Below are 22,108 nucleotides of genomic sequence, written 5' to 3'. Positions count from 1 at the left end.
GCACAACGCGAACAACGGCACCGAGAGACGCACGGCTCAAGACAGGGAGCACAGCATGGCAGCGAAGGAATACGACTACATCGTGATCGGCGCGGGCTCCGCGGGCAACGTGCTCGCCACGCGTCTCACCGAAGACGCGGACGTCACGGTACTGCTGCTCGAAGCCGGCGGCCCCGACTACCGCTTCGACTTCCGCACGCAGATGCCGGCCGCGCTCGCGTATCCGCTGCAAGGCCGCCGTTACAACTGGGCCTACGAGACCGACCCGGAGCCGCACATGAACAACCGCCGTATGGAGTGCGGGCGCGGTAAGGGGCTGGGCGGTTCGTCGCTGATCAACGGCATGTGCTACATCCGCGGCAACGCACTCGACTACGACGGCTGGGCCGAACGAAAAGGCCTTGAAAACTGGGCTTATCTGGACTGCCTGCCGTACTTTCGCAAGGCGGAAACACGCGACGTCGGCGCCAACGACTATCACGGCGGCGACGGTCCCGTGCACGTGACCACGAGCAAGCCCGGCGCGAATCCGCTCTTCGAGGCGATGGTGGAAGCCGGTGTGCAGGCAGGCTACCCGCGCACGGAAGACCTCAACGGTTATCGCCAGGAAGGCTTCGGCCCGATGGACCGCACGGTGACGCCGAAGGGCCGCCGCGCCAGCACGGCGCGCGGCTATCTGGACCGTGCCCGCGCGCGCCCCAACCTCACCATCGTCACGCACGCGCTCACGGACCGCATCCTGTTCTCGGGCAAGCGCGCCGTGGGCGTGGATTATCTGCAAGGCAACACGACGGTCACGGCGCACGCGCGTCGTGAAGTGCTGCTCTCGAGCGGCGCCATCGCCTCGCCGCAGATCCTGCAACGCTCGGGCGTGGGCCCCGGCGCGTGGCTAAGCGAAGCGGGTGTGCCCGTCGTGCTCGATTTGCCCGGCGTAGGCCAGAACCTGCAGGACCATCTCGAGATGTACATGCAGTACGCCTGCAAGGAACCTGTCTCGCTGTACCCCGCCCTGCTGCTGCACAACCAGCCGGCTATCGGCATCGAATGGCTGCTGCGCGGCACCGGCATCGGCGCGAGCAATCATTTCGAGGCAGGCGGCTTCATTCGCACCCGCGACGACGACCCGTGGCCAAATATTCAGTACCACTTCCTGCCCGTCGCGATCAACTACAACGGCACCAACGCGATCCGCATGCACGGCTTCCAGGCGCACGTGGGCTCCATGCGTTCGCCCAGCCGCGGCCGCGTGAAGCTGCGTTCGCGCGACCCGCGCGAGCATCCGTCCATCCTCTTCAACTACATGGCCGAGGCGCTGGACTGGCGCGAGTTTCGCGACGCCATCCGCATCACGCGCGAAATCATGCGGCAGCCCGCGCTGGACCGCTATCGCGGCGAGGAACTGAATCCGGGCGCACAACTCACGACCGATGCCGAGCTCGATGCGTTCGTACGCGGCCGCGCCGAAACCGCCTACCACCCGTCGTGCTCGTGCGCGATGGGCTACGACGACATGGCGGTGGTGGACAGCGAAGGCCGCGTGCATGGCATCGAAGGGCTGCGCGTCGTGGACGCCTCCATCATGCCGCGCATCACCACAGGCAACCTCAACGCACCCACCATCATGCTCGCCGAGAAGATTGCCGACCGCATTCGCGGGCGCGCGCCGCTCGCGCGTGCGGAGACGCCCTATTACGTCGCCAACGGCGCACCGGCACGCGGCAAGCCGTTGCGTATCGATGGAGCCAGCGACGATGGAACCAGCGACGCCCCATCGCCGGGCACGGCGGGCGCGCACGACGCCGCGTTGCACACGCACTGAGCGCGAGACGCGACGCGCGCGGGGAACGCATCACGCGAAGTACATGGCGAACCCGTTCCATTGCCATGCCGCATCCGTTCTATGTGTGCGAATAATGGCCGCGTCTACTGAACGCCAGGTGGGCCGCAGCACACGTATCTGAACGGACGGCAGCGAAAGCGGTCTGCGCGTGGCGTGCCCTTCCATTCATTCGCTCAGGGGACGCCATGCCGACCGTCGCTGCATCTTCAGCCTCTTCCGCCTCCCGTCGCGCCACTGCGGCGGCCCGTCTCGAGCGTCTGCCGTTTTCGGGCTACCACCGCACGCTCTTCATCATCATCGCGATTGCGTTCTTCTTCGATTCGGTCGATTTGGGCACGATGACCTTCGTGCTCGGCTCGATCAAGACGGAGTTCCATCTGTCGACGGCGGCGGCCGGGCTCGTGGCGAGCGCGAGCTTCTTCGGCATGGTGCTGGGCGCCGCGGTCGCGGGACTGCTCGCGGACCGCTTCGGGCGCCGCCCCGTGTTTCAGTGGAGCATGGTGCTGTGGGGCGCGGCATCGTACCTGTGCTCCACGGCGCAGTCGGTAGAGACGCTGATCGTCTACCGCGTGCTGCTCGGCATCGGCATGGGCATGGAATTCCCCATCGCGCAGACGCTGCTCTCGGAGTTCGTGCCCGCCTCGTCGCGCGGCCGGCTGATCGCGCTGATGGACGGCTTCTGGCCGCTCGGTTTCATTGCGGCGGGATGCGTTTCGTACCTGGTGCTGCCGCATTTCGGCTGGCGCACGGTGTTCGCGCTGCTCGCCATTCCTGCGGTCTTCGTGCTGATCGTGCGCCGCGTGGTGCCGGAATCGCCGCGCTGGCTCGAACATCGCGGCCGTCTGGGCGAAGCGGATGCGGTACTGGCTCGGGTCGAGACCAAGGTCATGCGGTCGAAGGGTCTGACGTCACTGCCGACGCCCTTGCTGGTTGCATCGAGCGTGGATACGGATGCCGCAGCCAACCGCCGCAGCGCCTTCCGCGAAATATGGAGCGCCGCGTACCGGCAGCGCACCGTCATGGTGTGGCTGCTCTGGTTCTTCGCGTTGCTGGGCTTCTACGGCCTCACCTCGTGGCTCGGCGCGCTGATGCAGCAAGCGGGGTTCGCGGTGACGAAGTCGGTGCTCTATACCGTGCTGATCTCGCTCGGCGGCATTCCTGGATTTCTGTGTGCGGCCTGGCTCGTCGAACGCTGGGGACGCAAACCCACCACCATCGCCTCGCTCACGGGCGGCGCCGTGATGGCTTACGTCTATGGACAAACGGCCTTGCACGCGGGCAGCGAAACGCTGCTGATCTGCACGGGACTCGCCATGCAGTTCTTCCTGTTCGGCATGTGGGCCGCGCTCTACACCTACACGCCGGAGCTATACGGCACCGGCGCGCGGGCGACGGGCTCGGGCTTTGCATCGGCGATTGGACGCATCGGCTCGCTGATCGGCCCGTATGTGGTGGGCGTCGTGTTACCCGTGTTCGGCCAGGGCGGTGTGTTCACGCTGGGCGCACTGTCGTTCGCCGTGGCCGCGCTCGCCGTGTGGGTGATGGGCATTGAAACGAAGGGGCTCGTGCTCGAAACGCTGGCATCGAAAACCCAGCCCGGCGACACGGTGGCCTGGCAAGGCGCGGCGGACGAGGTCCGTTGAGCGGCGGCTAGCCGATGTTGTTGGCGGCGGTTAGTGTTGGCGTAGTGTGGGCATTAAGGCGCCGCCCCTTTGCCTTCACGGTGCCTTCACGGTGTCTTCACGGCCCGATGGCAGGGTTCTCGCCTTCGCGAGGCCCTACGTCCGGCGTAAAGATGCCGTTGTTCGCCTGACGGCGCTCGGACTCGCGCATCAGCGCCTGCGAAAGCAGCCAGTGTGCTTCGCCGTTGCTCGAATCGATGGTCAACGCATTGCCGGCGTTATGCCACACGCAGGTCCAGCGCCCCTGCGCCTCGCAGCCGCGCGCGCTGGCGAGCATCGAATCGCGCTGCTGCTCGCGGTCCATCAGGTCGCCGCGCATACGCAGCGCTTCCGCGTTATTCGGGTCTTCGGCCAGCACGTTCATGAGCGCCGCGCGCGCCGAACCCAGATTGTTCTTGTCTAGATTGATGCGCGCGCTCTGCAGACTCGCGGCAACGCGCGAACGGACTTCGTCGCTGCGACGCTGGGCCACCGTCGCCTCGCGTATGCGTCGCGCGGTGTCGGCATCGACGCGACTCGTCGTGCGCGATTTCTGCGTCGCCATACGCGCAGGCTGCGGGGGCGTGCTGACGCTGGGTGCGCTTGCATACGCCGTCGTGGATGAGGGCGCATTGGCCATGCCCGTCTCGCTCGCCGTATTGGGCGTGTTCGCGATGGTGGGCGCCGGCGCTTGTGCCGTGTCCGGTTGCGTCGGCGCGGCCTGCACGTTCGTGTTCGGCTGCATCTGCGGGACAGGTTGCGCAGACGTGCTGCCTTGATTCGCGAGGCCGGCTTGATATCCCGGGTTTCCTTGATAGGTCTGATTCGCCTGATTCGCCTGATTCGCCTGATTCGCCTGGTACGCCTGATCGACCTGTGCGCCGCCGTTGCCGGCGCCTTGCCCCGAATCGGCCACGGCACCGCTTGCCACTTGCGGCGGCAGATCGGGCGAATCGCTCTTGCGCGTGAAAAATGCGTGCGCGGTGAAAAGCAGCGCCGCGGCGACGAGCACAGGTATGGCGTAGTGGCTGACCTTTGCGTGCCAGCGCGTGTCGACCCAGCGCCTTGGCTCCGTATCGCCGAAATAGTCCCGATGCTCGAGTCCGCCTGCACCGGATCCGCTGCCGTAGAGCGCAAAGCGCCCGCCGCTCTCGTCGAGTGGCGGGCGCCATGTCGGCTCTGCTGGACCGCGGGCGCCAGACGACGCAGGCGACGCCGGGCCGCGTGCACCGGCCGCGGCACGCGCGTCGTGAGGCGCGCGCGTATCAGTATCGGACTGATGGCCGAGCTGATTCGCGCCGCAATGAGGGCAGAACGCAAACGGTGACGCCAACTTGGCATTGCAATGTGCGCACCGCAGCGGAACGTATTGATCCGAGCCGATTTCGCGAGGCATGGGCAGTCTTGCTGGTTCCAGAGAGACGTCGAAAAACTGATCCGACCCGTTGTCAGGTGGAGCGGCGTTGCGCCGGAGCGGCCATGGCGAAAGGACGAGAACGAATATGAAAGACGCCTGGCCGGGCGCAATTGCCACATGCAATATGAGCCAGTTTGCGCTGAAGATCAATCGCGAACCTGGAACAAAACGTGACGGCCGGCCTTGTGTGCGAAGCCGCACAGACGCATGTTGCGGCACACGCGCGATATTGCGTGCGCCGCATGCACCGAACCTACGATTCGCGCGCGCCGTCGATCTGAATGCCGAGTTCGGCCGCCATCTGTGCGACCACAGTCTGCAATCGCGCCAGTTCGCTCGCCATATGCCTGTGTTCCGCCTTCAGCGTTTCGAACTCGGTGCGTGAGACGCTATCCTCGCCGCCGGCCGCCGCTTGCGGCATGTCCTGGCTCACCTCTCCGCACAGCAGATGCGCCCAGCGGTTCTCGCGCTCGCCTGGCGTGCGTGCGAGCTTCACCACACGCGGCGGCTGGCCTGCTGCGAGTTCGTCGAGAAACGCTTCGACAGACGACGTATCCGCGAAACCATGCAGCCGTGCCGAATTCAACCGCAACTCGGCTGCGGTCTGCGGTCCGCGCAATATCAACGTGGCGAGCAACGCTACGCTCTGGCTCGATACGCCAAGCGCGCGATTCATGTTGTGCTCGAAGCGCGGCACGCGGCTGCCGCTGCTTTCGAACACGAGGCTCGGGTGCTTCAGGCTTTCGATCGCTTCCAGCACCTCGGCCTCGGTCGCGTTCATCACGGGCGAGCGCGCGGTCTTCTGGTTGCAGCCCGACGTGAGCGCGTTGAGCGAAAGCGGATAGGTGTCGGGCACCGTGTGCTGCTTTTCCACCAGCACGCCCAACACGCGTGCTTCGAGTGGCGTGAGTTGACGGCTGGACGGACGTTCGATGGATTCGTTGCTCGTGTTCATGGATGACGGTAAGGCTTGACGCCAAAAGCAGCAGCGCGCGGTGAAGACCCGACGACAGAGTTCGTCCGCGCGCGGTGCCTCACGGAATCAGCCACAACGCCGCGGCATAGATCACGAGCGAAACGGCAAACGTGACCGCCGTGTAGCCCATCACGCGCTGGATGCGAATGCCCGCAATCGCGACCACGGGCACCGCCCAGAACGGCTGCAGCATGTTCGAAACGTTCTCTGCCATCGCCACGCCCATCGCCGTGTGCGCGACGCTCGCATGCAGCGCCAGCGCGGCGGGCAGCACGAACGGGCCTTGCACGGCCCAGTGTCCGCCTGCACTCGGGATGAGCAGCGTAATGATAAGCGAGCTGAGGTAGCTCCAGAGCGCGAGCGTCGCGGGCGTCGCAACCGCCACGAAGGTTTTCGCGATCGCGGGTGCGAGCCCCGTGCCCGTCATGATGCCCATGATGCCGCCATAGACCGGATACTGAAGCAGCATGGATCCCGTCTGACGCGCGGCGCGGCGAATCGCGTCCGCATAGGCAATGGGCGTGCGTTGCAGCGCGAGACCCGCGAGCAGGAAGATCAGGATCGTCGTGTTGATGTCGAGTTCGAAGCCCTTCGCATGCCACGTCATCGCGAGGTAGCCGATGCCGAGTGCGAGCAGCAGCAGCGTGCCGAGCATCGAGCGCTCCATGCGCGCCGCCACCGACGATGTGCCCGCGGCACGCGCGTGCGGGTCGCCATTATCGTCGGCGGCATTCGCGCCGGCCTCGCGCGACTCGCTGAACGCAACCACGTGCTCCGCCTTCGGATGCATGCGGATGAAGATCGCTGTCATCACGACGACCACGAGCACCGTCGGGACGAACACGAACGGCGCGAAGACGGTATCGGTGAGCGGCACGACATGTCCGGTCGCTTTCTCCACGAGGTTGAGCGCATTGCCGTGCGATGCCTGCGACAACGCAATGGAGCTCGACAGCCCGCTGTTGCACACGGACCATGCCGAGTAGCTGCCGGCCACGAGCCACGCGAAATCCACCTTCACGCGACGCGCGATTTCGCGCGACAGCAACGCGCCCACGATGAGCCCGAGCCCCCAGTTGAGCCACGCCGCCACGCCAACCACCGGAAACACGAGCAGCGCCGCCCGCGTGGGCGACGTGACCCGCGACGCGAGCGCACGCAAGCCACGCTGCACGATGGGCGCATCCGCGATGGCGTAGCCCGTCGCGAGAATCAGGATCATCTGCAGCGCAAAGCCGAGAATGTGGAACGTGCCGTCATACCAGGAGGTCAGGATGACGGGCAGCGTGCCGTGCGGCGCGAGCAACGCGGCAAGCACGATCACGACGAAGGTGAGGCCGAGCGAAAGGACGAACGGGTCGGGCATGACCTGCTCGAATACATAAACGAGGCCTGCCACAACGCCGCGGCCGCGCGGTTTTTCCGGCCGGTTCTCTGTTACGCCCGGGATTCCCGTTGTGCTGGCGGGATGAACGACGCCCGCCATGCCGGCGTGCGAGCCGGTATCTGTCTTCTCCATGACTTCGATCCGTGTGGTTATGTGGTGCTGAAGGGGTACTGAAAAGCTCGTTCGGTGCCTCGAAGCGACGATGTGCAAATGTTCTAATTGCGAACGATGCGTCCACTGAACGAACCCCGGAGCATACTCGTCTCATCGGAAATTTGCGCGCAGCCATGCAGACGGCATGGCTTTCAATATGCCCACAGCCGCGTTGCGATTTGCTGGAACGAAGCGCAACGCGTGCGCGCCTGGCACCACGCGCAAGGCCGTCCACGCGCGCGAGCACGCGCCTGCGCCGCCGCAGACGCTGGGCTAGAATCGCCTCAGGCTTCGCCCCCTTCTTGTTTCGCGCTTGCATGCCGAGCGCACCCCTCGCCGATATCGCGCTGAAGCCCGCATTCGCTGCTGACTCACCGACACGGCGGTTTCAGTTCCCCCACACCGGCTCACAACGGCGCACGTCGTGGTTCGGCCGGCACTCACCGGAAAAGGAGATGGCAGATGAGACAATCAATGAGGCAATCAGTGTGGCAGCGCGCGGCCGCGACCGTGGCGGGCCTCGCCTGCGCGACCGCCATGGCGGCGGCTCACGCGGCTCCCGTGTCGCTCACGGTGCCGCTCACAGGCGACCAGCAGGTGCCGCCTGTGCAGACCTCGGGCAACGGCAGCGCGGCGCTGACGTACGACGCGGATACACACGTCGTGACGTGGAAAGTGACGTACAGCGGTCTTTCGAGCGACGCCACTATGGCGCACTTCCACGCGCCCGCCGCGGCCGGCAAGAATGCGCCGCCCGTCATCTGGCTCACGAAAAAAGGCTCAACGGCGATATCGAGTCCCATCAGCGGCGAGGCCACGTTGACACCTGAGCAGGCCAGGCAATTCCTCGCAGGCGACATGTACATCAACGTGCACACGAAGGATCACCCTTCGGGGGAAATTCGCGGCCAGGTGCTGCCACCGAAGTGAACCTCGCGCTCAATACCCCGCGATAGCACGCAAAGACGGCAGCCCGGCTTCGGCCGGGCATGATCACGTGCCCTGTTCTCTCGTGCAGTTCGCCGCGGGCTACCCGGCGCTCCCCCTTCTCTTTGGCCGAATACCGCACCGTCAGGCGTTTCACATCCAGCGCGCGAACGACGTCCATGTTCCTGTTGAACACCGGGCCGGCCGATTCGTCGAATACCCCCGCTTATAGCGCGTCATGACGCGCCATAAGGTGCCATAAGGTGCCATAAGGTGCCTTAAGGTGTTATAAGGCGCTGCCCATGCGCCGCCCCTCTGCCCGCGCCGCGCATTTCGCCTCTCCCGCTCACGCTTGATACACGTCAACACCGCGCCTTGGCCGGCACGTCATTCTGCATTGGCCAATGAGCGGTCCATGCGTTGGGCGGGATATCTGACGCGAGGCGCGACTCCATCGCGTAACGGTGCCCCGCCTTTTCCTTCGCAGCCGCGAACGCATGTCTGGAGGTCTCTATGTCGAACATCTCTGCCCGCGTACTCGCCGCGCTGCTTCTGTCATGCGTGTTCGCGAACACCTACGCCCTGGCGCAAACGGCACAAGCGGTGCCAGCGGTGCCAGCAGTACCCACGCCGGTCGAGCGTAACGGCGTGACGTACATCACGGGAGGCATCGGCGAGGACGAAGTCCGCGCGTTCCGCGAAGTCGCGCCGAAGTACAACCTGCGCGTCACGCTCGCGTCGAAGGCTGGCCACTATCTTTCCGACATCAACGTGAGCATTGCTTCCGGCAAACGGGTGGTACTCGCCGTACACACGGAAGGCCCCTTTCTGTTCGCCCGCGTGCCGCCGGGAAGCTATCGGATCACGGCGCGTGACCGGCACGTAACGATCACGAAACAGGTGGTGGTGCCACGCCAGGGCGGCATCGACGTGCACTTTTACTGGGACGACCCCGACCGCCACGACGTCATGCTGATTTGCCAGCGCTGCCCGACACCGGCACCGAAGTGATCGTCGCACCGTTGCGGATTCGTCCTGTGGATGTTGCGGATTAGATAGTCATGCCAACCATTTTGGCCGTGCCGTCGTGCTCACGTGAGTGCACCGGCGCGCGGTCGTGAATTACCGAAGGAGGCTGGTGATGGAAATGAAGCTTCGTTATGCGTCAGTTGCGTTGATCGCACTTTCGGTGGCGGCCTGCACGCAGCCGCCCACCAAAGAGCAAGGCGGCATGCTGATCGGTGGAGCATTGGGCGGCGTGCTCGGCTCGCAAGTTGGCGGAGGAACCGGCAAGACCGTCGCGACCATCGTCGGCGTGCTGGCGGGCGCCGCGGTTGGCGGTGCCGTGGGACGGTCGATGGACGAAACCGACCGGCTCAAAACGGCGCAGACACTCGAAGGCGTTCGGACCGGAGTCCCCTCTACCTGGCGCAATCCGGACACCGGCAATCAATACACGGTCGTGCCCACGCGCACGTTCGATGCATCGACCGGGCCATGCCGGGAATTCACGGTTGATTCGGTCGTAGGCGGCAAACGCGACAAGGTTTATGGAACAGCGTGCCGTCAGTCCGATGGCAGCTGGCGGGTGACCCAATAGGCAACGCGCTAGAGCACGCTCGCGAGTAGCGTCACCCCGCCCGCGGCGACAGCCAGCAGAACGATGGCGAGCCAGAGCGGTGCGCGCCGCGGCTCGCGAACATGCGCGGGCAATGACTTGTGCCCGTCGAGCATGGGGCGCACGAGATTCTGTCCCCACACGAAGGCATAGAGCGCGACGGCGCAGACGTGCAGTGCAATGGCCACAGCAAGCGCGTCCCACAATATCGAATGCAGGGCCGTGATAGTGTTGGAGACAACGGCCGGCACGACTTCGGAGAGCGGGCCTTCGTCGGCGACATCGTTGTAGACGTAGAGCCCCGTCAACGTCTCGGCGGCCAGCAGCGCGAGCAGCAGCAACACCATCCAGCCGCCCGCGGGGTTGTGGCCCGCCTGCACATCGGGCTCGCGGCGCACTACTGCACGCAGATGCCGGAGCGCCGCGGCGGGCGCCGCCACGAAGCTGGTGAACCGCGCGGTCTGGCTTCCCAGAAGGCCCCACAGCAGGCGAAACACCACCAGTACGAGCAGCGCCTCGCCGATGCGCACGTGCCAGTCGATCCAGTTGAGGCGGACGGTCACGTAGGCCGCCGCCACGAGCGCCACTGTCAACCAGTGAAAGAGACGGACGGGCCAGTCCCAGATCAATACGGTGCGGGACGAAGACGCCGCAGCAGGCGAGGCAGCCGACGCATCACCATGGTCAGGCGCCATGCGGGGCTCCGTGCGGAACACGCTGCGTCGCGAAATCGCTTCGCGCCCCGGGGTTCGCCGCACAGTTCGCCACGCCGTTCGCCACCCGCGACGGCACGCGGCACCCGCATGGGACATGGCGCCCCAACGCCGGCACGCACGCGCTTCGTTGCGCGCCGGAGGTCATTGCGCCGCGGTGCTCGGAGCCGCGGCCGGCTGCTCAGCTTCAGAAGGCGGCTGTTGCGCGGCCGGTTGTTCCGCCGTTGCCGGCTCCTCCGGCTCCTCTTTGGCAGCCGCTTGCTGTGCCGGGCCGTGATTCTGCCCCTGCCTTTGCTTCTGCCGCTCGAGCGCCCGCGTGGCGCGCGTGACGTGCGAGGCTTCCACGCCCGGCCCCGGCGAGGCCGTACCGTCCAGCTCGTAGCGCGGCCCGCCCACGGCCACGTGCTCGTGATAGCGCGGATGATTCACGTGCAGCTTCAGCACGAGTGAAATGAGGGCCTTGTCGAGTTCGGGATGTTGGGCGCAGAGATCGTCGAGCACGCCGATCTTGAGCGGGAGCCAGTCGCGAAACGCAGGATGCTGCTCCCCGAAGCGCTTGCGCACGGCCCGCAATTGCTGATCCCGCTCGATACGCGCAGCCAGCACCGGGTCTGCGGGACGCCGGGGCGCGCCGCGATCCTTCGGTTTCTGTCCCCGCGAGCCCGGCGCCGGGTTCGGATTCGGACCGCGCGGCCCTTTGGCGGCGCTGTCGGGCTTCGGGCCGCCCCGCCGCGGATGCGGCGGCTTGCCGGGCTGGCCCGCCCGCCCCTGTGGCCCGCCCGATCGCGCGTTCTGCGCGTTGGGCTTTTTCGTATCGGCTGGCCTCGGCTGGCGAGGCGCTTCGGCCGCAGCGTGTGTGGCCTGCCCCTCGTCCTGCCGTTCGGGGTTCGACGCGAGCGCCTTCTTGATTTCCTGCAGGCCTTCGCGAAAGCTCAGTGCGCGGCGCGGTTGGGTTGCGGTTTTCACGAAATCTCTCTGATCCAATAATCGCCGATATGATAACCAATCGCGTGCGTTGCTCGCTGACGCGCGTATTGCCCGTTTCGGCAAGCCGCGCCGCGTTCGCGAATACCCGAGCCCCATGGAGGCAAACGGAACGTATGGCAACCGGCACGGCAGACGATACTCCGCCCCTCGGCGAACGCCGCGTCCCATGGGTTCCGCGCCCGGACGAACCCGACGGCAGGCCTCACCGCACTTTCGCCTTCAGCGCCGACGGCGCGCATTTCCTGCTCGATGGCGAGCCATTCCAGATTCGCAGCGGCGAATTGCACCCGGCACGCATTCCCGTCGAATATTGGCAGCACCGCATTCGCATGGTCCGCGCGATGGGAATGAACTGTATCGCGCTTTACGTGATGTGGAATTATCACGAGACACAGCCCGGCGTGTTCGATTTCGAAACCGGTAATCGCGACATCGAAGCGTTCATTCGACTGTGTCAGCGCGAGCGCATGTGGGTGCTGCTGCGCCCCGGCCCATATGTCTGCGCCGAGTGGGACCTGGGCGGTCTGCCGTGGTGGCTCCTGCGCTACCCCGACATCGTGCTGAGAACCGGGTCGGCTGGTGACGCGCGCTACATGGCTGCCGTGGCACGCTACGTCGCCGAACTGGCCGCGCGCGTGAAGCCGCTCATGATGGCGGCGGGCGGGCCCATCCTCATGGTCCAGATCGAGAACGAGTTCGGCTCTTACGCGCACAACCCGCCGTACCTCGAAGAAATCCGCGCGCTCTGGCTGCAAGGCGAAATCACGGGTCCGTTCTATACCGAAGACGGCCTGATGCAACTCCAGCAAAATCGCAGCCACGTAGAGGGCGGCGCCATCGCGCTCAGCAACGGCGACGCGGCGCAGATCGCGGCGGCACGCGCGGCGTTTCCCGGCGTGCCTGTCATGGCCGGCGAGGTGTATCCCGGCTGGCTCACGCACTGGGGCGACGCGGCATTCCAGGGCACGGCTGTCGATATCGGCGAGAAGCTCGACGCATTCATGCGCGAGCGGCTCTCGTTCAACCTCTACGTGATCCACGGCGGCACCAGCTTCGCCTTCTACGCCGGCGCCAATATCGACGACCGCACGGGCGCCTACCAGCCCGACATCACGAGCTACGACTACGCGGCACCTATCAACGAGCAAGGCGCGGCCACGCCGAAGTACGCGAAGTATCGCGAGATCATCGCGCGCTACCTGCCCTCGCCGTTACCCGAGGTGCCGCCGCCGCTTCCCGCGATCGAGCGGCTGGGCCGCGCCGCGCTGATGCCCGCGGCCTGCGCGTCGATCTGGGACAACCTGCCCGAGGCATTGCCTGCAGGCGACACCATCGATCCGCAGCCGTTCGAGATGGATGGCCAGGCGTTCGGCTTCGCGCTCTATCGCACGACGTTGCCCGCCGAAGCGATGCAGGCGGATAGCCGGCTGGAAACCAGCGGCGTCCACGATTACGCCACCGTATTCGTGGACGGCGAGTATGTGGGCGGCATCTCGCGAGCCCGCATGCCCGCGCACTCCGCGAAGCGATACGGCGTGGTGAACGAGACAGACGCCCCGCTTATGCTGCCGGCGACCGCGGGTACGCAAAACGCCACGCGGCAGGCGCAGCGCTCATCGACGCAGCTCGACATCCTCGTGGAAGGCATGGGCCGCGTGAACTACGGTCACGCGATGGTGGATCGCAAGGGGATGCCCGGGCCCGTCACGCTTCGGTATGCCAACGGTAAGGGCGAAACCCTGAGAGGCTGGGAGGTCTTTCTGTTGCCCATGGACGATGCGTTCATCGCGGCCTTGCGTCCCGTCTGCACCCATCCCCACCGGCCTGGAGTGTTCTTCAAGGCGACGTTGATGCTCGACGAGATCGGCGACACGTATCTCGACATGCGTCACTGGACCAAGGGCGTGGTGTGGGTCAACGGACACAACCTGGGCCGCTATTGGCATATCGGACCGCAAACGCGGCTCTATTGTCCGGCCCCGTGGCTCGTGCGCGGCGCAAACAACGTGCTGATCTTCGATATTCATCAGACAGAGGCGAGGCCGGTCGATCTTGTGCGCACGCTTTCTTAGCACGCTTTCGTAGCGCAACTTGCTGCGCCTTACAGCACGTCTACCGGGCGACGAACTCGACTGTCAGCACCTCGAAAGGCTCGAGCTCGAACGCGAGCGGGCGGGCGGCATCGACGATGGCCGCCATCGATCGTGTGTGGGAACAGCCCCATGGTGGCTCGTGCAGTTCGAAACGCGTTGCGGCGTCGTCGGGCAAGGCCAACGCTTCGCGCAGATCCAGCACGAAGCGCTGCATACGGCGATCAGGATTGCGTAGCGTCACGACAGCGCGCTGCGGGGACCACGCCGCCCAGCCATAGACTTCGAGCGCGTCGGGCACACCGCCAATCCAGTGCGAATCGCGCAAGACCTCTGCATTGCCGCGCGCCCATCGGGCGGCTTGCGCGAGCACGTCCCAGTCGCGCTCCGCAAGCAGCGACGGCGTGAGGTAAAGCTCCTGTAATTGCGTGCCGCTCGCGAAAAACGAGCGCACCTCGTGCACGAATGCCTCGCCCTGCGGGGCATCGAGCCCTCTGCAATGCTGCGCGCAGATGATCCCGTGCAACATCAGCGAGTTGAGCGGAAAGAGCGGACTGCGCACCACGACGTGGTGATAGGTCTGCGCGTCCCGATACGTGATCCAGCGCTCCCGGTCGCAGCCTTCGCCCGCGAAGCCGTGGTCCGCGCCGTCGCGCCAGATGGTGTCGGCGAAGCGCAACCAGAACGGCGAGGGATGCGTGCCGGTGGTCAGATTGATGAAGGTCTCGGGCTTCGCCGCGCGAATGTCTTCGATCAAATGAATCGCCGCGTCCCAGTCGCTGTCGAAGCGGCTGCCCGGCACGACGCGGTCCGCATTGCCCGTGCCGTCGAACTTGAAGTGATTGACGCCATGCTCGCCGAGCAGCGCCATCGCTACCGCGTAGAAACGCGCGTAGTAATTCGGCCCCGAAAGCGCAAAGCCATGATCGACCACCTCGTACCCGCTCGCGGCGCCCCGCTCCACGCGAGCATCGCGCGGCGCGCAGTAGCCGCCCCAGGGCGAGAGCCACACGCCAGGCGCCGCACCGAAGCGCGCGGCGGCATCACGTAGCGGCACGAAACCTTGCGGAAAATCGCGGCTGAAATGCCAGCTACCGCTCAGGTCATCCCAGCCGTCGTCGAACATGAAGGAATCGATGTGGACGCCGCGCTTCGCATGCAGTTCGCGCCCCACCGTTTCAATCCGCTCTACCGCCTGCCCTGCCGTGTACGGCGTCAGGTAGCCGATGTCGTACCAGCTGTTGTAGTGGAGAAACGGACGGGACGGATACGCCCGCTCGCGTTCGACGTACGTCGCGAAATCACGTCGCATCTGCCCGCGGCGCGCCACGCCGGCAACGGCGCTGTACTCGACGGTCTTGCTCTTGCCGAACGGCAGCGCACGCGAAACCGTGAGCATCACCGCGCCGTTGCGCACGCGATTTTGCGCGCGCGGCAGTTCGATGCCGAGATAGACGTCACCGGCAATGACGGGCACGCCGTCGAGCCCCTCGCCGGCCTCAGCAGTATCGATGCCATCGATGGCATCGACGCACAGCATGGCGACGTTCGCCACGTGCTCGTCCTGCTTCTCCGCCGTCAGCCACACGCGTTCGCGCAGATACGGTGAACCCTCGCGTTGCTCGATACACCAGCGAATGAGAAAGCGTGCCGCGTCATCGGTGAAAGAAGCGACGATGCATTTGCCGGCGATTCGCGTGGCGAGGCACGAGGCCGATGCATCCGCTTCAAGCGCCTCTTCGTGCGGCGGCGCGAGCAGCGTGAGGTCTCGCATGTCGAGCACGCGACCATCGGCGAGCGTGAGCGCGAACGGCGTGCTCACGGACAGCGTGCGTGCATGCAAGCGGTCGGTGAGCACGAAGTCGCATAAGCGCCTACCCGTCACACGCCAGCCCATCGCAATCGCGGCGTTGCCGAACGTCTGCCGCTCGCCCTCGGCTTGAAACGCCGGCGTGCCAGCCCATGAAGACGACGGGGACGAGGTGGCGTTCGGTGGCATGGCGTAAGCGTCCTCCAGGGCATTGAGGCGTGGCGTAAGACCGCCTGCCGATGATATCGCCCAAGGCCGCCTGAAGTGAGGCTTGCAGCGGATCGCCGGGGTAAATCGTGCGATCCGTGTGCCTCATGCCATCAATGCCGCGTCCGACTCACCTCGCCGCCTTGCCCCTGCGACGGCGTCACCGCGCAGTAAGCCGGTTGCGCAGCCTGTGCGCCAGGCGCGATCGCGCAGTAAGCGGGTTTCGCTCCCACGCTCGGGGTCACCGCACAGTAAGCGGGTTTCGCCTCCACGTCTGGCGTCACCGCGCAATACGCTGCCTGCGCCTCGGCGCCCGGCGCAATCGCACAGTACGCCGGTTGTGCCTGGGCACCCGGTGTCACCGCGCAATACGCGGCAGCCTGCGCCTGTGCCCCAGCGCCAAACGTGCGCTCCATCAGCGCGCCGGTAGCGGACGCGAGTTCGAACAGGCGCGCCTCATCGTCCGCGCCATCGATTCCCACATACGGGTTGTGATGCAGCACGAACCCGAAGATGCGCTCGCAGTCGTCGGCATAGCGCCTCGTGTCCAGAATGTGCGCGTGCCAGAACTGATCCACTTCCTCGTTCGGCACGATCGCCGTGCCCGGGTACTGCGCCGCGAGCTTCAGGAACTGTCGGTAGCCCGCCTCGGCACGCGCCACCGTTTCGGGCGTCCACTGCCCGTCGCGCCGGTGCAGCAGCTTTGCTTTCATCCGCGCGAAGTCGAGTGCATCGATCGCGAGCCACATCCGTGCTACGTCTGTCTCTTGCTCATGCATGGTCCCACTCCTTTCGTCAGTAAGACGCGCCTCGGTTTTCGCTTCAGGCGCGCCGGGATTGCAGCGGCCGCACCTCGGCGCGGTCGCGATCCTGCCAGCGTTTGAGGAACAACGTCATTTCGCTCGCGGGAATGGGGCGGCTGTAGAAGTAGCCCTGCACTTCATCGCAGCCTTCCTTGCGCAGGAATTCGACGTGCGCCTCGGTCTCCACGCCTTCGGCCACCACCTCGAGGCCAAGGCCGTGACCAAGCGCGATTACCGCGCTCGTGATCTGCGCGTCGCTCCTGCTTGCGGGTATGTCGTGAATGAACGAGCGGTCGATCTTGACCGTATCGATCGGAAAGCGGTTCAGGTAGGCCAGCGACGAGTAGCCGGTGCCGAAGTCGTCGATAGAGAGGCGCACGCCGGTGCGCTTGAGGTTGGAGAGCCACGCCGCGGCCTGCTCCGCGTGGCGCATCACCATGCTTTCGGTGAGTTCGAGTTCGAGCATTTCGCCCGGCAATTGCGCGTCTGAAAGCGCCGCCATGATCTCGCGATGCAGTTCCTTGTCCGCGAACTGGCGCGCCGAGAGGTTGACCGCGACGCGTACCGGCGCGAGGCCGCTGGCGAGCCACGTGGCGTTCTGCCGGCATGCTTCGCGCAGCACCCACGCGCCGATCTGCACGATCGCGCCCGTCTGCTCAGCGAGCGGAATGAAGGCCATCGGCGCCACGAGCCCGAGCGTGGGATGACGCCAGCGCACGAGCGCCTCAACGCCCGTGCAGCGGTCGGTGCGCAACGAAATGCGCGGCTGGTAATAAAGCACGAGTTCGCCGTTTTCCACCGCGCGGCGCAGGTGCGATTCCATTTCGATGCGTTGCTGCAAAGACGTGCTCATCTGTCGCGCGTACAGCTGCCAGGTGTTGCGGCCCTGCTCTTTCGCGCCGTACATGGCAATGTCGGCGTGCTTGAGCAGCGTTTGCACATCGTCGCCGTCGCCCGGATACGAAGCGATGCCGATACTTGCTGTCACCGCGAGTTGCCGTCCGCTCACGGCGAAGGGCCGTTCGAGCGTGGCGTGAATGGCATCGACCGTGCACCGGATGTCGAACGGTGTGCCGGGCGGCTCTTCCACCAGCATGACGAACTCGTCGCCGCCCAGGCGCGCGATGTCGCCAGGTGCGGCGACCTGCCCGCGCAGACGCTCGGCCACCGCACGCAACAGCAGGTCGCCGGCGTTGTGGCCGAGCAGATCGTTGACGTCCTTGAACTCGTCGAGGTCGATGAACAGCACGTGAAAAGCGGTCCCGTCGTGACGGGCACGCGCGAGCACTTCTTCCAGGCGCTCGCGGAACATCAGGCGGTTCGGCAGCCCGGTGAGGACATCATGCGTGGCGAGAAAACGCAGCGTGTCTTCGGCCTGGCGGCGCTGCAGGAAATGGCTCGTCTGGATCACCACGGAAGCCGCCATGGTCAGCGCATTCGACTCGGCGGGCCGCCGTTCGCGCGCATAGAATTCCGCCACGCCAAGCATGGTGGTGCCCGCGCGGATGCCGAAGGCGAACACCGTCGTCATGCCGCCGGCGGCGAGCCACGCCGCATGCGGCAGCCGCGAAAGCGCCTTCCTGCCGGAGCGCCAGCACGGCTGTCCGCCCTCCCAGGCGCTTTGCCACCGCAAGCCCGCGGGACGCGACAACAGCCACTGCCCGGCTTGCGCCTCGCGTACATGCAAAGCGACTGAAAGCGCGTGCGTTTGCCCCGAGGTGTCCGGCCAGAACGCAGCAGCGTCCCACTCCATGCCCTCGGCCAGGGTATCGACGATCTGCTGGATGATCACGGCTTCACTCGCGGCGGTGGCGAGCATCAACGAAATCGCGTGCTCCAGTTGCCGCGCGCGCTCGGCGAGCTTGCGCGGCGTGATTTCGAGCGCGGTGCCGCGCAGCGCGCGCCGTTCCTGCACCCCGCAAGGCCGGCCGATCAGTTGCAGCCAGCCACGCCGGCCGCGCACGGACCGGTAGCGGCATTCGAGTTCGAACGGCTCGCCCGTGCGCAGCGTTTTTCTCGCATGCACGACGAGTGCGGCGCGATCGTGCGGGTCGATTGCCGCGAGCAGATCGTCGACGCCCGCGCTGCCGCCGCGCCAACCGATGAGACGCGCCATTTCGGTGGACAGATGAACGGCCGCGCCGTCGGCATCGACGCGCCAGTCGCCAAGATGGGCGATGCGCTGCGCCTCGGCGCGCGCCATTTCGCTCTCGCGCAGCGTGCCCGTGATGCGTTCGGCGAGTCTCACGGCACGCACGCGCGACGTGGCGAGCGAATACGCGAGACCAGCCAGCAGCAGACTGATGACAACGCCCGCCAGCGCAGCAAACCGCGGCAGCATCCACTGCGTGCCGGCGAGCGCGACGGGATCGGCCGTGACGACGAGCAGCCAGCGGCGGCCGCCAAAAGGTTGCACGACGCTCGTGGACCATTCGTGGTCGATTGCGTCCGGGTTCACACCCGGAATCGGGTTCGTTGCTGAAACCGTCGCGGCGGAAGCGCCAGCACTCGTCTCGCCGCGCGCACCTGCATTGGCGCTGTCGAACAGCAGCGTGGCGCTGGACGGCAGCACGGCAGGTTCGTCGAGCCGGCCCGCTTCATAGATGCGCAGACGTATGGCCGCCGACGTGTTGGCCGCCAGCAACCCCGCCATCAGATCGTTGAGCCGGATGCCGGCGCCCACGGAGCCGATGTAGGCGCGCCGCCGCTCGGGCACGGTGTCGTGCGGCATGCCGCGGCGGTACACGGGCAAACGCAATGCAATGCCGATGTGCGGATGCGTACTCTGCGCGAAGATCAGACGCCCACTGCTGACGGGCTCCCCGGTATCACGCCCCCGCGCCAACGCCGCGAGCCGCCCCGGTTCGACGCCGAGATCGAGCCCCACCGACGGCAGATTGGCCTGCAGCGGCTCGACATAGGTCAGCACGAAATACGCGGGACGCCGCCCTGGCGGACGAATCGCAAAATCCATATGAGCTGCGCGCAGCATGGGGTCGATCCGCTGCCCGGCGATGAACTCCGCTGCATCTTCGTCGGGAACGTAGGCGGCGTAATTGAGCGTCTGAAAACCGGGGTAGCGGTCCGGCAAATTCAGGCCGTTGACGAAATCACGAAATTCAGTGCGTGAAATATCGTCACTTGCGCTAAATAGGGCCTGCATCGTAACGAGCACGTCGGAATACAGGCGAACACGCGTACTGATTTTCTGCTGGATATCCGCGGTGTCGGCACTGAAACGCAAATGCGCCTCCCGCTGAATCAGATCGACGCTGATCAGATAAACCACTGCTGTAATGCCAAGGCCGGCGAGCAGCATCCCGATGGAAAGACCCACCGCACCGGCTCGTTGAAGCGGACTAAAGTAACGACCCCATAATTCGCGCACATCGGCTCCCGCTCTTTCAGCACGAACGGTCGCTTCGCGGCGCGAAGCTGCTTTTCCGCAAGGCGCTTGCGCGGCCATGCGGGAATAGCGCTGAAACAACCGTATGAAATACCGGCGGAAATGCCTGGATGAGGGTGTGTGCGTATCAGAAGCTGACCGCGGTCCGTCTTTCTACTTTCTATTCAGCACGACGCGGCGCGGGCGGATAAAACTCCTGGAGTTCATGAAGCCCGCGGTCACGAAGCGTAACGGAAAATCATCGATTTACCACTTATCGAGAACCCGTATCAAGAAACGCTTAAAGCGGCCGTAAGGCGAGCGCCCTTTCGTTGGAGGGAGTTTATAACGCGCAGAAGACCCAGCATCATTTGATGTAAATCAGAAAACACGGGTTCTATGCGTTATGCCATGCAATGTCGATTATCCCCTGCGCCGCGTATGGTTTATTCGCATCATTCTTTTTAAGCAGTCGTTAAACGCGGCGGGTTTTGCAGCAACATTTCCCGATCGATTCGAACCCCGATTATGGACAGCCCCTCGGCCGTATTCAACGCATGGCTCATAGGGTCCGGCCTTGCTTCAGCTGCTCCAATGCAAGATGTTGCAGCAACATGATGGTCTTGCCGTCTACGATGCGGCCCCGCTCCACGTGTTCCAGCGCCGTGCGCAGCGGCATTTCCAGCACCTCCACGTCCTCGCCTTCGTGTTCAAGGCCGCCGCCTTCGCTCACGCGCATCGAGGCGTCGTACTCGCCCACGTAGAAGTGCAGCTTTTCCGTCACGGAGCCGGGGCTCATGAACGCTTCAAAAACTTTGCGGATGTTGTGGACGCGGTAGCCGGTCTCTTCTTCCGCCTCGGCGCGAATGCGCTCTTCCGGCGTGGCGCTATCGAGCAGACCCGCCGCCGCCTCGATCAGCATGCCGTCATGGCCGCTCACGAATGCGGGCATCCTGAACTGGCGCGTCAGCACGATATTGCCGGTGGCAGGGTTGTGCAGCAGGATCGTCGCGCCGTTGCCGCGATCGTATGTTTCGCGGCTCTGGCGCTGCCATCTACCGTCGCGGCGAAGGAAGTCGAACGTGATTTTCTTCAGCACGTACCAGTCGTTCGACAACACCGTGGTCTCGACAATGCGAACCCGGTCATTGCCTGCTCTATCGTTCATCGACGTCATGAGTGCCCCCATTCGACAGCGGATGAGTCTCATGGTAACGTGCAGTTTCGTGCAATATCAAGAAATTTCGTGCACTGCATTATTGTGCCGGCACTTTGCTGCACGTCCTTCCGGTTCATCTCATGCTGACGAGTCAACGCAAGAAAGCCATTCTCGACGCGCTCAAACGCGACGGCCAGGTTCTGGCAGGCGAGTTGAGCGCCGCCTTTGGCGTGTCCGAAGACACGGTGCGCCGCGACCTGCGTGAACTGGCCGCTGAAGGGCTGCTCCAGCGTGTGCACGGTGGCGCGCTGCCCGCCTCGCCGGCAACGGCGCCGTTTGCCCAGCGCGAAGAAATGGAGTCCGCCGCCAAGCGCCGTATTGCAAAACGCGCCGTGCAGATGATCGCGCCGCGCCAGGTCGTGATCGTGGACGGCGGCACCACGTCCGCGCTGCTGGTCCGTAGCCTTCCCGCAGACCTGGAAGCGACGGTGGTCACGCACAGCCCCAGCGTGGCCGTGGCGTTGGTGGAGCATCCGTCAGTGGAGGTGATCCTGATCGGCGGGCGGCTCTACAAGCATTCGATCGTGAGCGTAGGCGCCGCCGCGGCCGAAGCGATATCGCAGATACAGGCGGACATTTACTTCATGGGCGTGACCGGCGTTCATCCCACCGCCGGACTCACCACCGGCGACTTCGAAGAGGCGGCGATCAAGCGCGCGCTCGCCGCGCGGGCGGCAGAAACGGTCGTACTCGCGTCCGCGGCGAAGCTCAATGCGGCTTCGCCCTACCGGATTGGCGAAATCGGTCTTGCGCAATCGGTCATTGTCGAGGCCGCTACCGACGCGAAGCTCACCGAGCCGATCGAACAGGCCGGCGTGACGGTGATACGCGCCTGACGTCGTCCGGCAGCAGGGGTCGTGCCTCGCGTCGCGGTTAGAAGAAGCGGCTGAAAAAAACCGCGAGGCAGCAAACACC

General features: G+C 65.3%; 16 protein-coding genes. 7 read left to right on the top strand and 9 right to left on the bottom strand.

The window, feature by feature from the left end:
• The first annotated feature begins 55 nt into the window (after positions 1 to 55).
• Positions 56 to 1,819: a choline dehydrogenase gene (betA, locus tag P2869_RS23210; RefSeq protein ID WP_277599691.1), complete on the top strand. Its 1,764-nt coding sequence runs from the start codon at positions 56 to 58 to the stop codon at positions 1,817 to 1,819.
• A 206-nt stretch (positions 1,820 to 2,025) separates the two neighbouring features.
• The gene (locus tag P2869_RS23205) at positions 2,026 to 3,483 is read left to right on the top strand and encodes an MFS transporter (protein ID WP_277599690.1); all 1,458 of its coding nucleotides are present in this window, start codon (positions 2,026 to 2,028) and stop codon (positions 3,481 to 3,483) included.
• 97 nt (positions 3,484 to 3,580) lie between these two features.
• On the opposite strand, the gene P2869_RS23200 is transcribed toward P2869_RS23205, so the two are convergent.
• The 3 genes from P2869_RS23200 to P2869_RS23190 form a co-directional block, all read right to left on the bottom strand.
• Positions 3,581 to 4,834 (bottom strand): hypothetical protein, encoded by a 1,254-nt coding sequence (locus P2869_RS23200; protein WP_277599689.1) that lies wholly within the window; start codon positions 4,832 to 4,834, stop codon positions 3,581 to 3,583.
• A gap of 337 nt (positions 4,835 to 5,171) precedes the next feature.
• On the bottom strand, positions 5,172 to 5,873 hold the full coding sequence (locus tag P2869_RS23195; RefSeq protein WP_017773726.1) for a YceH family protein: 702 nt from the start codon (positions 5,871 to 5,873) through the stop codon (positions 5,172 to 5,174).
• A 79-nt stretch (positions 5,874 to 5,952) separates the two neighbouring features.
• Positions 5,953 to 7,413, bottom strand: a complete 1,461-nt coding sequence (locus tag P2869_RS23190) for a TIGR00366 family protein (RefSeq protein WP_277599688.1) — start codon at positions 7,411 to 7,413, stop codon at positions 5,953 to 5,955.
• A 495-nt stretch (positions 7,414 to 7,908) separates the two neighbouring features.
• Between P2869_RS23190 and P2869_RS23185 the strand changes: the two genes are divergently transcribed.
• The 3 genes from P2869_RS23185 (at position 7,909) to P2869_RS23175 (ending at position 9,961) form a co-directional block, all read left to right on the top strand.
• Positions 7,909 to 8,364, top strand: coding sequence for a CHRD domain-containing protein (locus tag P2869_RS23185; RefSeq protein ID WP_277599687.1), 456 nt, complete (start codon positions 7,909 to 7,911; stop codon positions 8,362 to 8,364).
• A 510-nt stretch (positions 8,365 to 8,874) separates the two neighbouring features.
• Positions 8,875 to 9,372 carry a hypothetical protein gene (locus tag P2869_RS23180; RefSeq protein WP_017773722.1) on the top strand — a complete coding sequence of 166 codons (498 nt, stop codon included), beginning with the start codon at positions 8,875 to 8,877 and terminating at the stop codon, positions 9,370 to 9,372.
• A gap of 130 nt (positions 9,373 to 9,502) precedes the next feature.
• Positions 9,503 to 9,961, top strand: coding sequence for an RT0821/Lpp0805 family surface protein (locus tag P2869_RS23175; protein WP_017773721.1), 459 nt, complete (start codon positions 9,503 to 9,505; stop codon positions 9,959 to 9,961).
• 8 nt (positions 9,962 to 9,969) lie between these two features.
• Here P2869_RS23175 and P2869_RS23170 read toward each other — a convergent pair whose 3' ends face one another.
• Both P2869_RS23170 and P2869_RS23165 read right to left on the bottom strand, forming a co-directional pair.
• Positions 9,970 to 10,674 (bottom strand): cytochrome b/b6 domain-containing protein, encoded by a 705-nt coding sequence (locus P2869_RS23170; protein WP_277599686.1) that lies wholly within the window; start codon positions 10,672 to 10,674, stop codon positions 9,970 to 9,972.
• A gap of 162 nt (positions 10,675 to 10,836) precedes the next feature.
• Positions 10,837 to 11,658: a ProQ/FINO family protein gene (locus tag P2869_RS23165; protein WP_277599685.1), complete on the bottom strand. Its 822-nt coding sequence runs from the start codon at positions 11,656 to 11,658 to the stop codon at positions 10,837 to 10,839.
• Positions 11,659 to 11,792: 134 nt separating this feature from the next.
• Here P2869_RS23165 and P2869_RS23160 point away from each other — a divergent pair, with 134 nt between their 5' ends.
• Complete coding sequence (locus P2869_RS23160) at positions 11,793 to 13,751, top strand: beta-galactosidase (protein ID WP_277599684.1); 1,959 nt, start codon at positions 11,793 to 11,795, stop codon at positions 13,749 to 13,751.
• Between the two features lie 40 nt (positions 13,752 to 13,791).
• Here the strand turns inward: P2869_RS23160 and P2869_RS23155 are convergent, their stop codons facing one another.
• The 4 genes from P2869_RS23155 to P2869_RS23140 form a co-directional block, all read right to left on the bottom strand.
• Positions 13,792 to 15,768, bottom strand: a complete 1,977-nt coding sequence (locus P2869_RS23155; protein ID WP_017773717.1) for a hypothetical protein — start codon at positions 15,766 to 15,768, stop codon at positions 13,792 to 13,794.
• 131 nt (positions 15,769 to 15,899) lie between these two features.
• Positions 15,900 to 16,565, bottom strand: a complete 666-nt coding sequence (locus P2869_RS23150) for a hypothetical protein (protein WP_277599683.1) — start codon at positions 16,563 to 16,565, stop codon at positions 15,900 to 15,902.
• A 43-nt stretch (positions 16,566 to 16,608) separates the two neighbouring features.
• Positions 16,609 to 19,926, bottom strand: coding sequence for an EAL domain-containing protein (locus tag P2869_RS23145; protein WP_277599682.1), 3,318 nt, complete (start codon positions 19,924 to 19,926; stop codon positions 16,609 to 16,611).
• Positions 19,927 to 20,536: 610 nt separating this feature from the next.
• A complete protein-coding gene (locus P2869_RS23140; protein ID WP_033350620.1) occupies positions 20,537 to 21,142 on the bottom strand; it encodes an NUDIX domain-containing protein in 606 nt (201 codons plus the stop codon).
• Positions 21,143 to 21,273: 131 nt separating this feature from the next.
• Between P2869_RS23140 and P2869_RS23135 the strand changes: the two genes are divergently transcribed.
• Positions 21,274 to 22,029 (top strand): DeoR/GlpR family DNA-binding transcription regulator, encoded by a 756-nt coding sequence (locus P2869_RS23135; RefSeq protein WP_026121227.1) that lies wholly within the window; start codon positions 21,274 to 21,276, stop codon positions 22,027 to 22,029.
• Positions 22,030 to 22,108: the final 79 nt, after the last annotated feature.

This window comes from Paraburkholderia sp. SUR17, from assembly GCF_029536165.1.
GTDB lineage: Bacteria > Pseudomonadota > Gammaproteobacteria > Burkholderiales > Burkholderiaceae > Paraburkholderia > Paraburkholderia kururiensis.
Note: the sequence above shows the minus strand (reverse complement) of the source record. Positions and strands in the feature narration are given on the sequence as shown.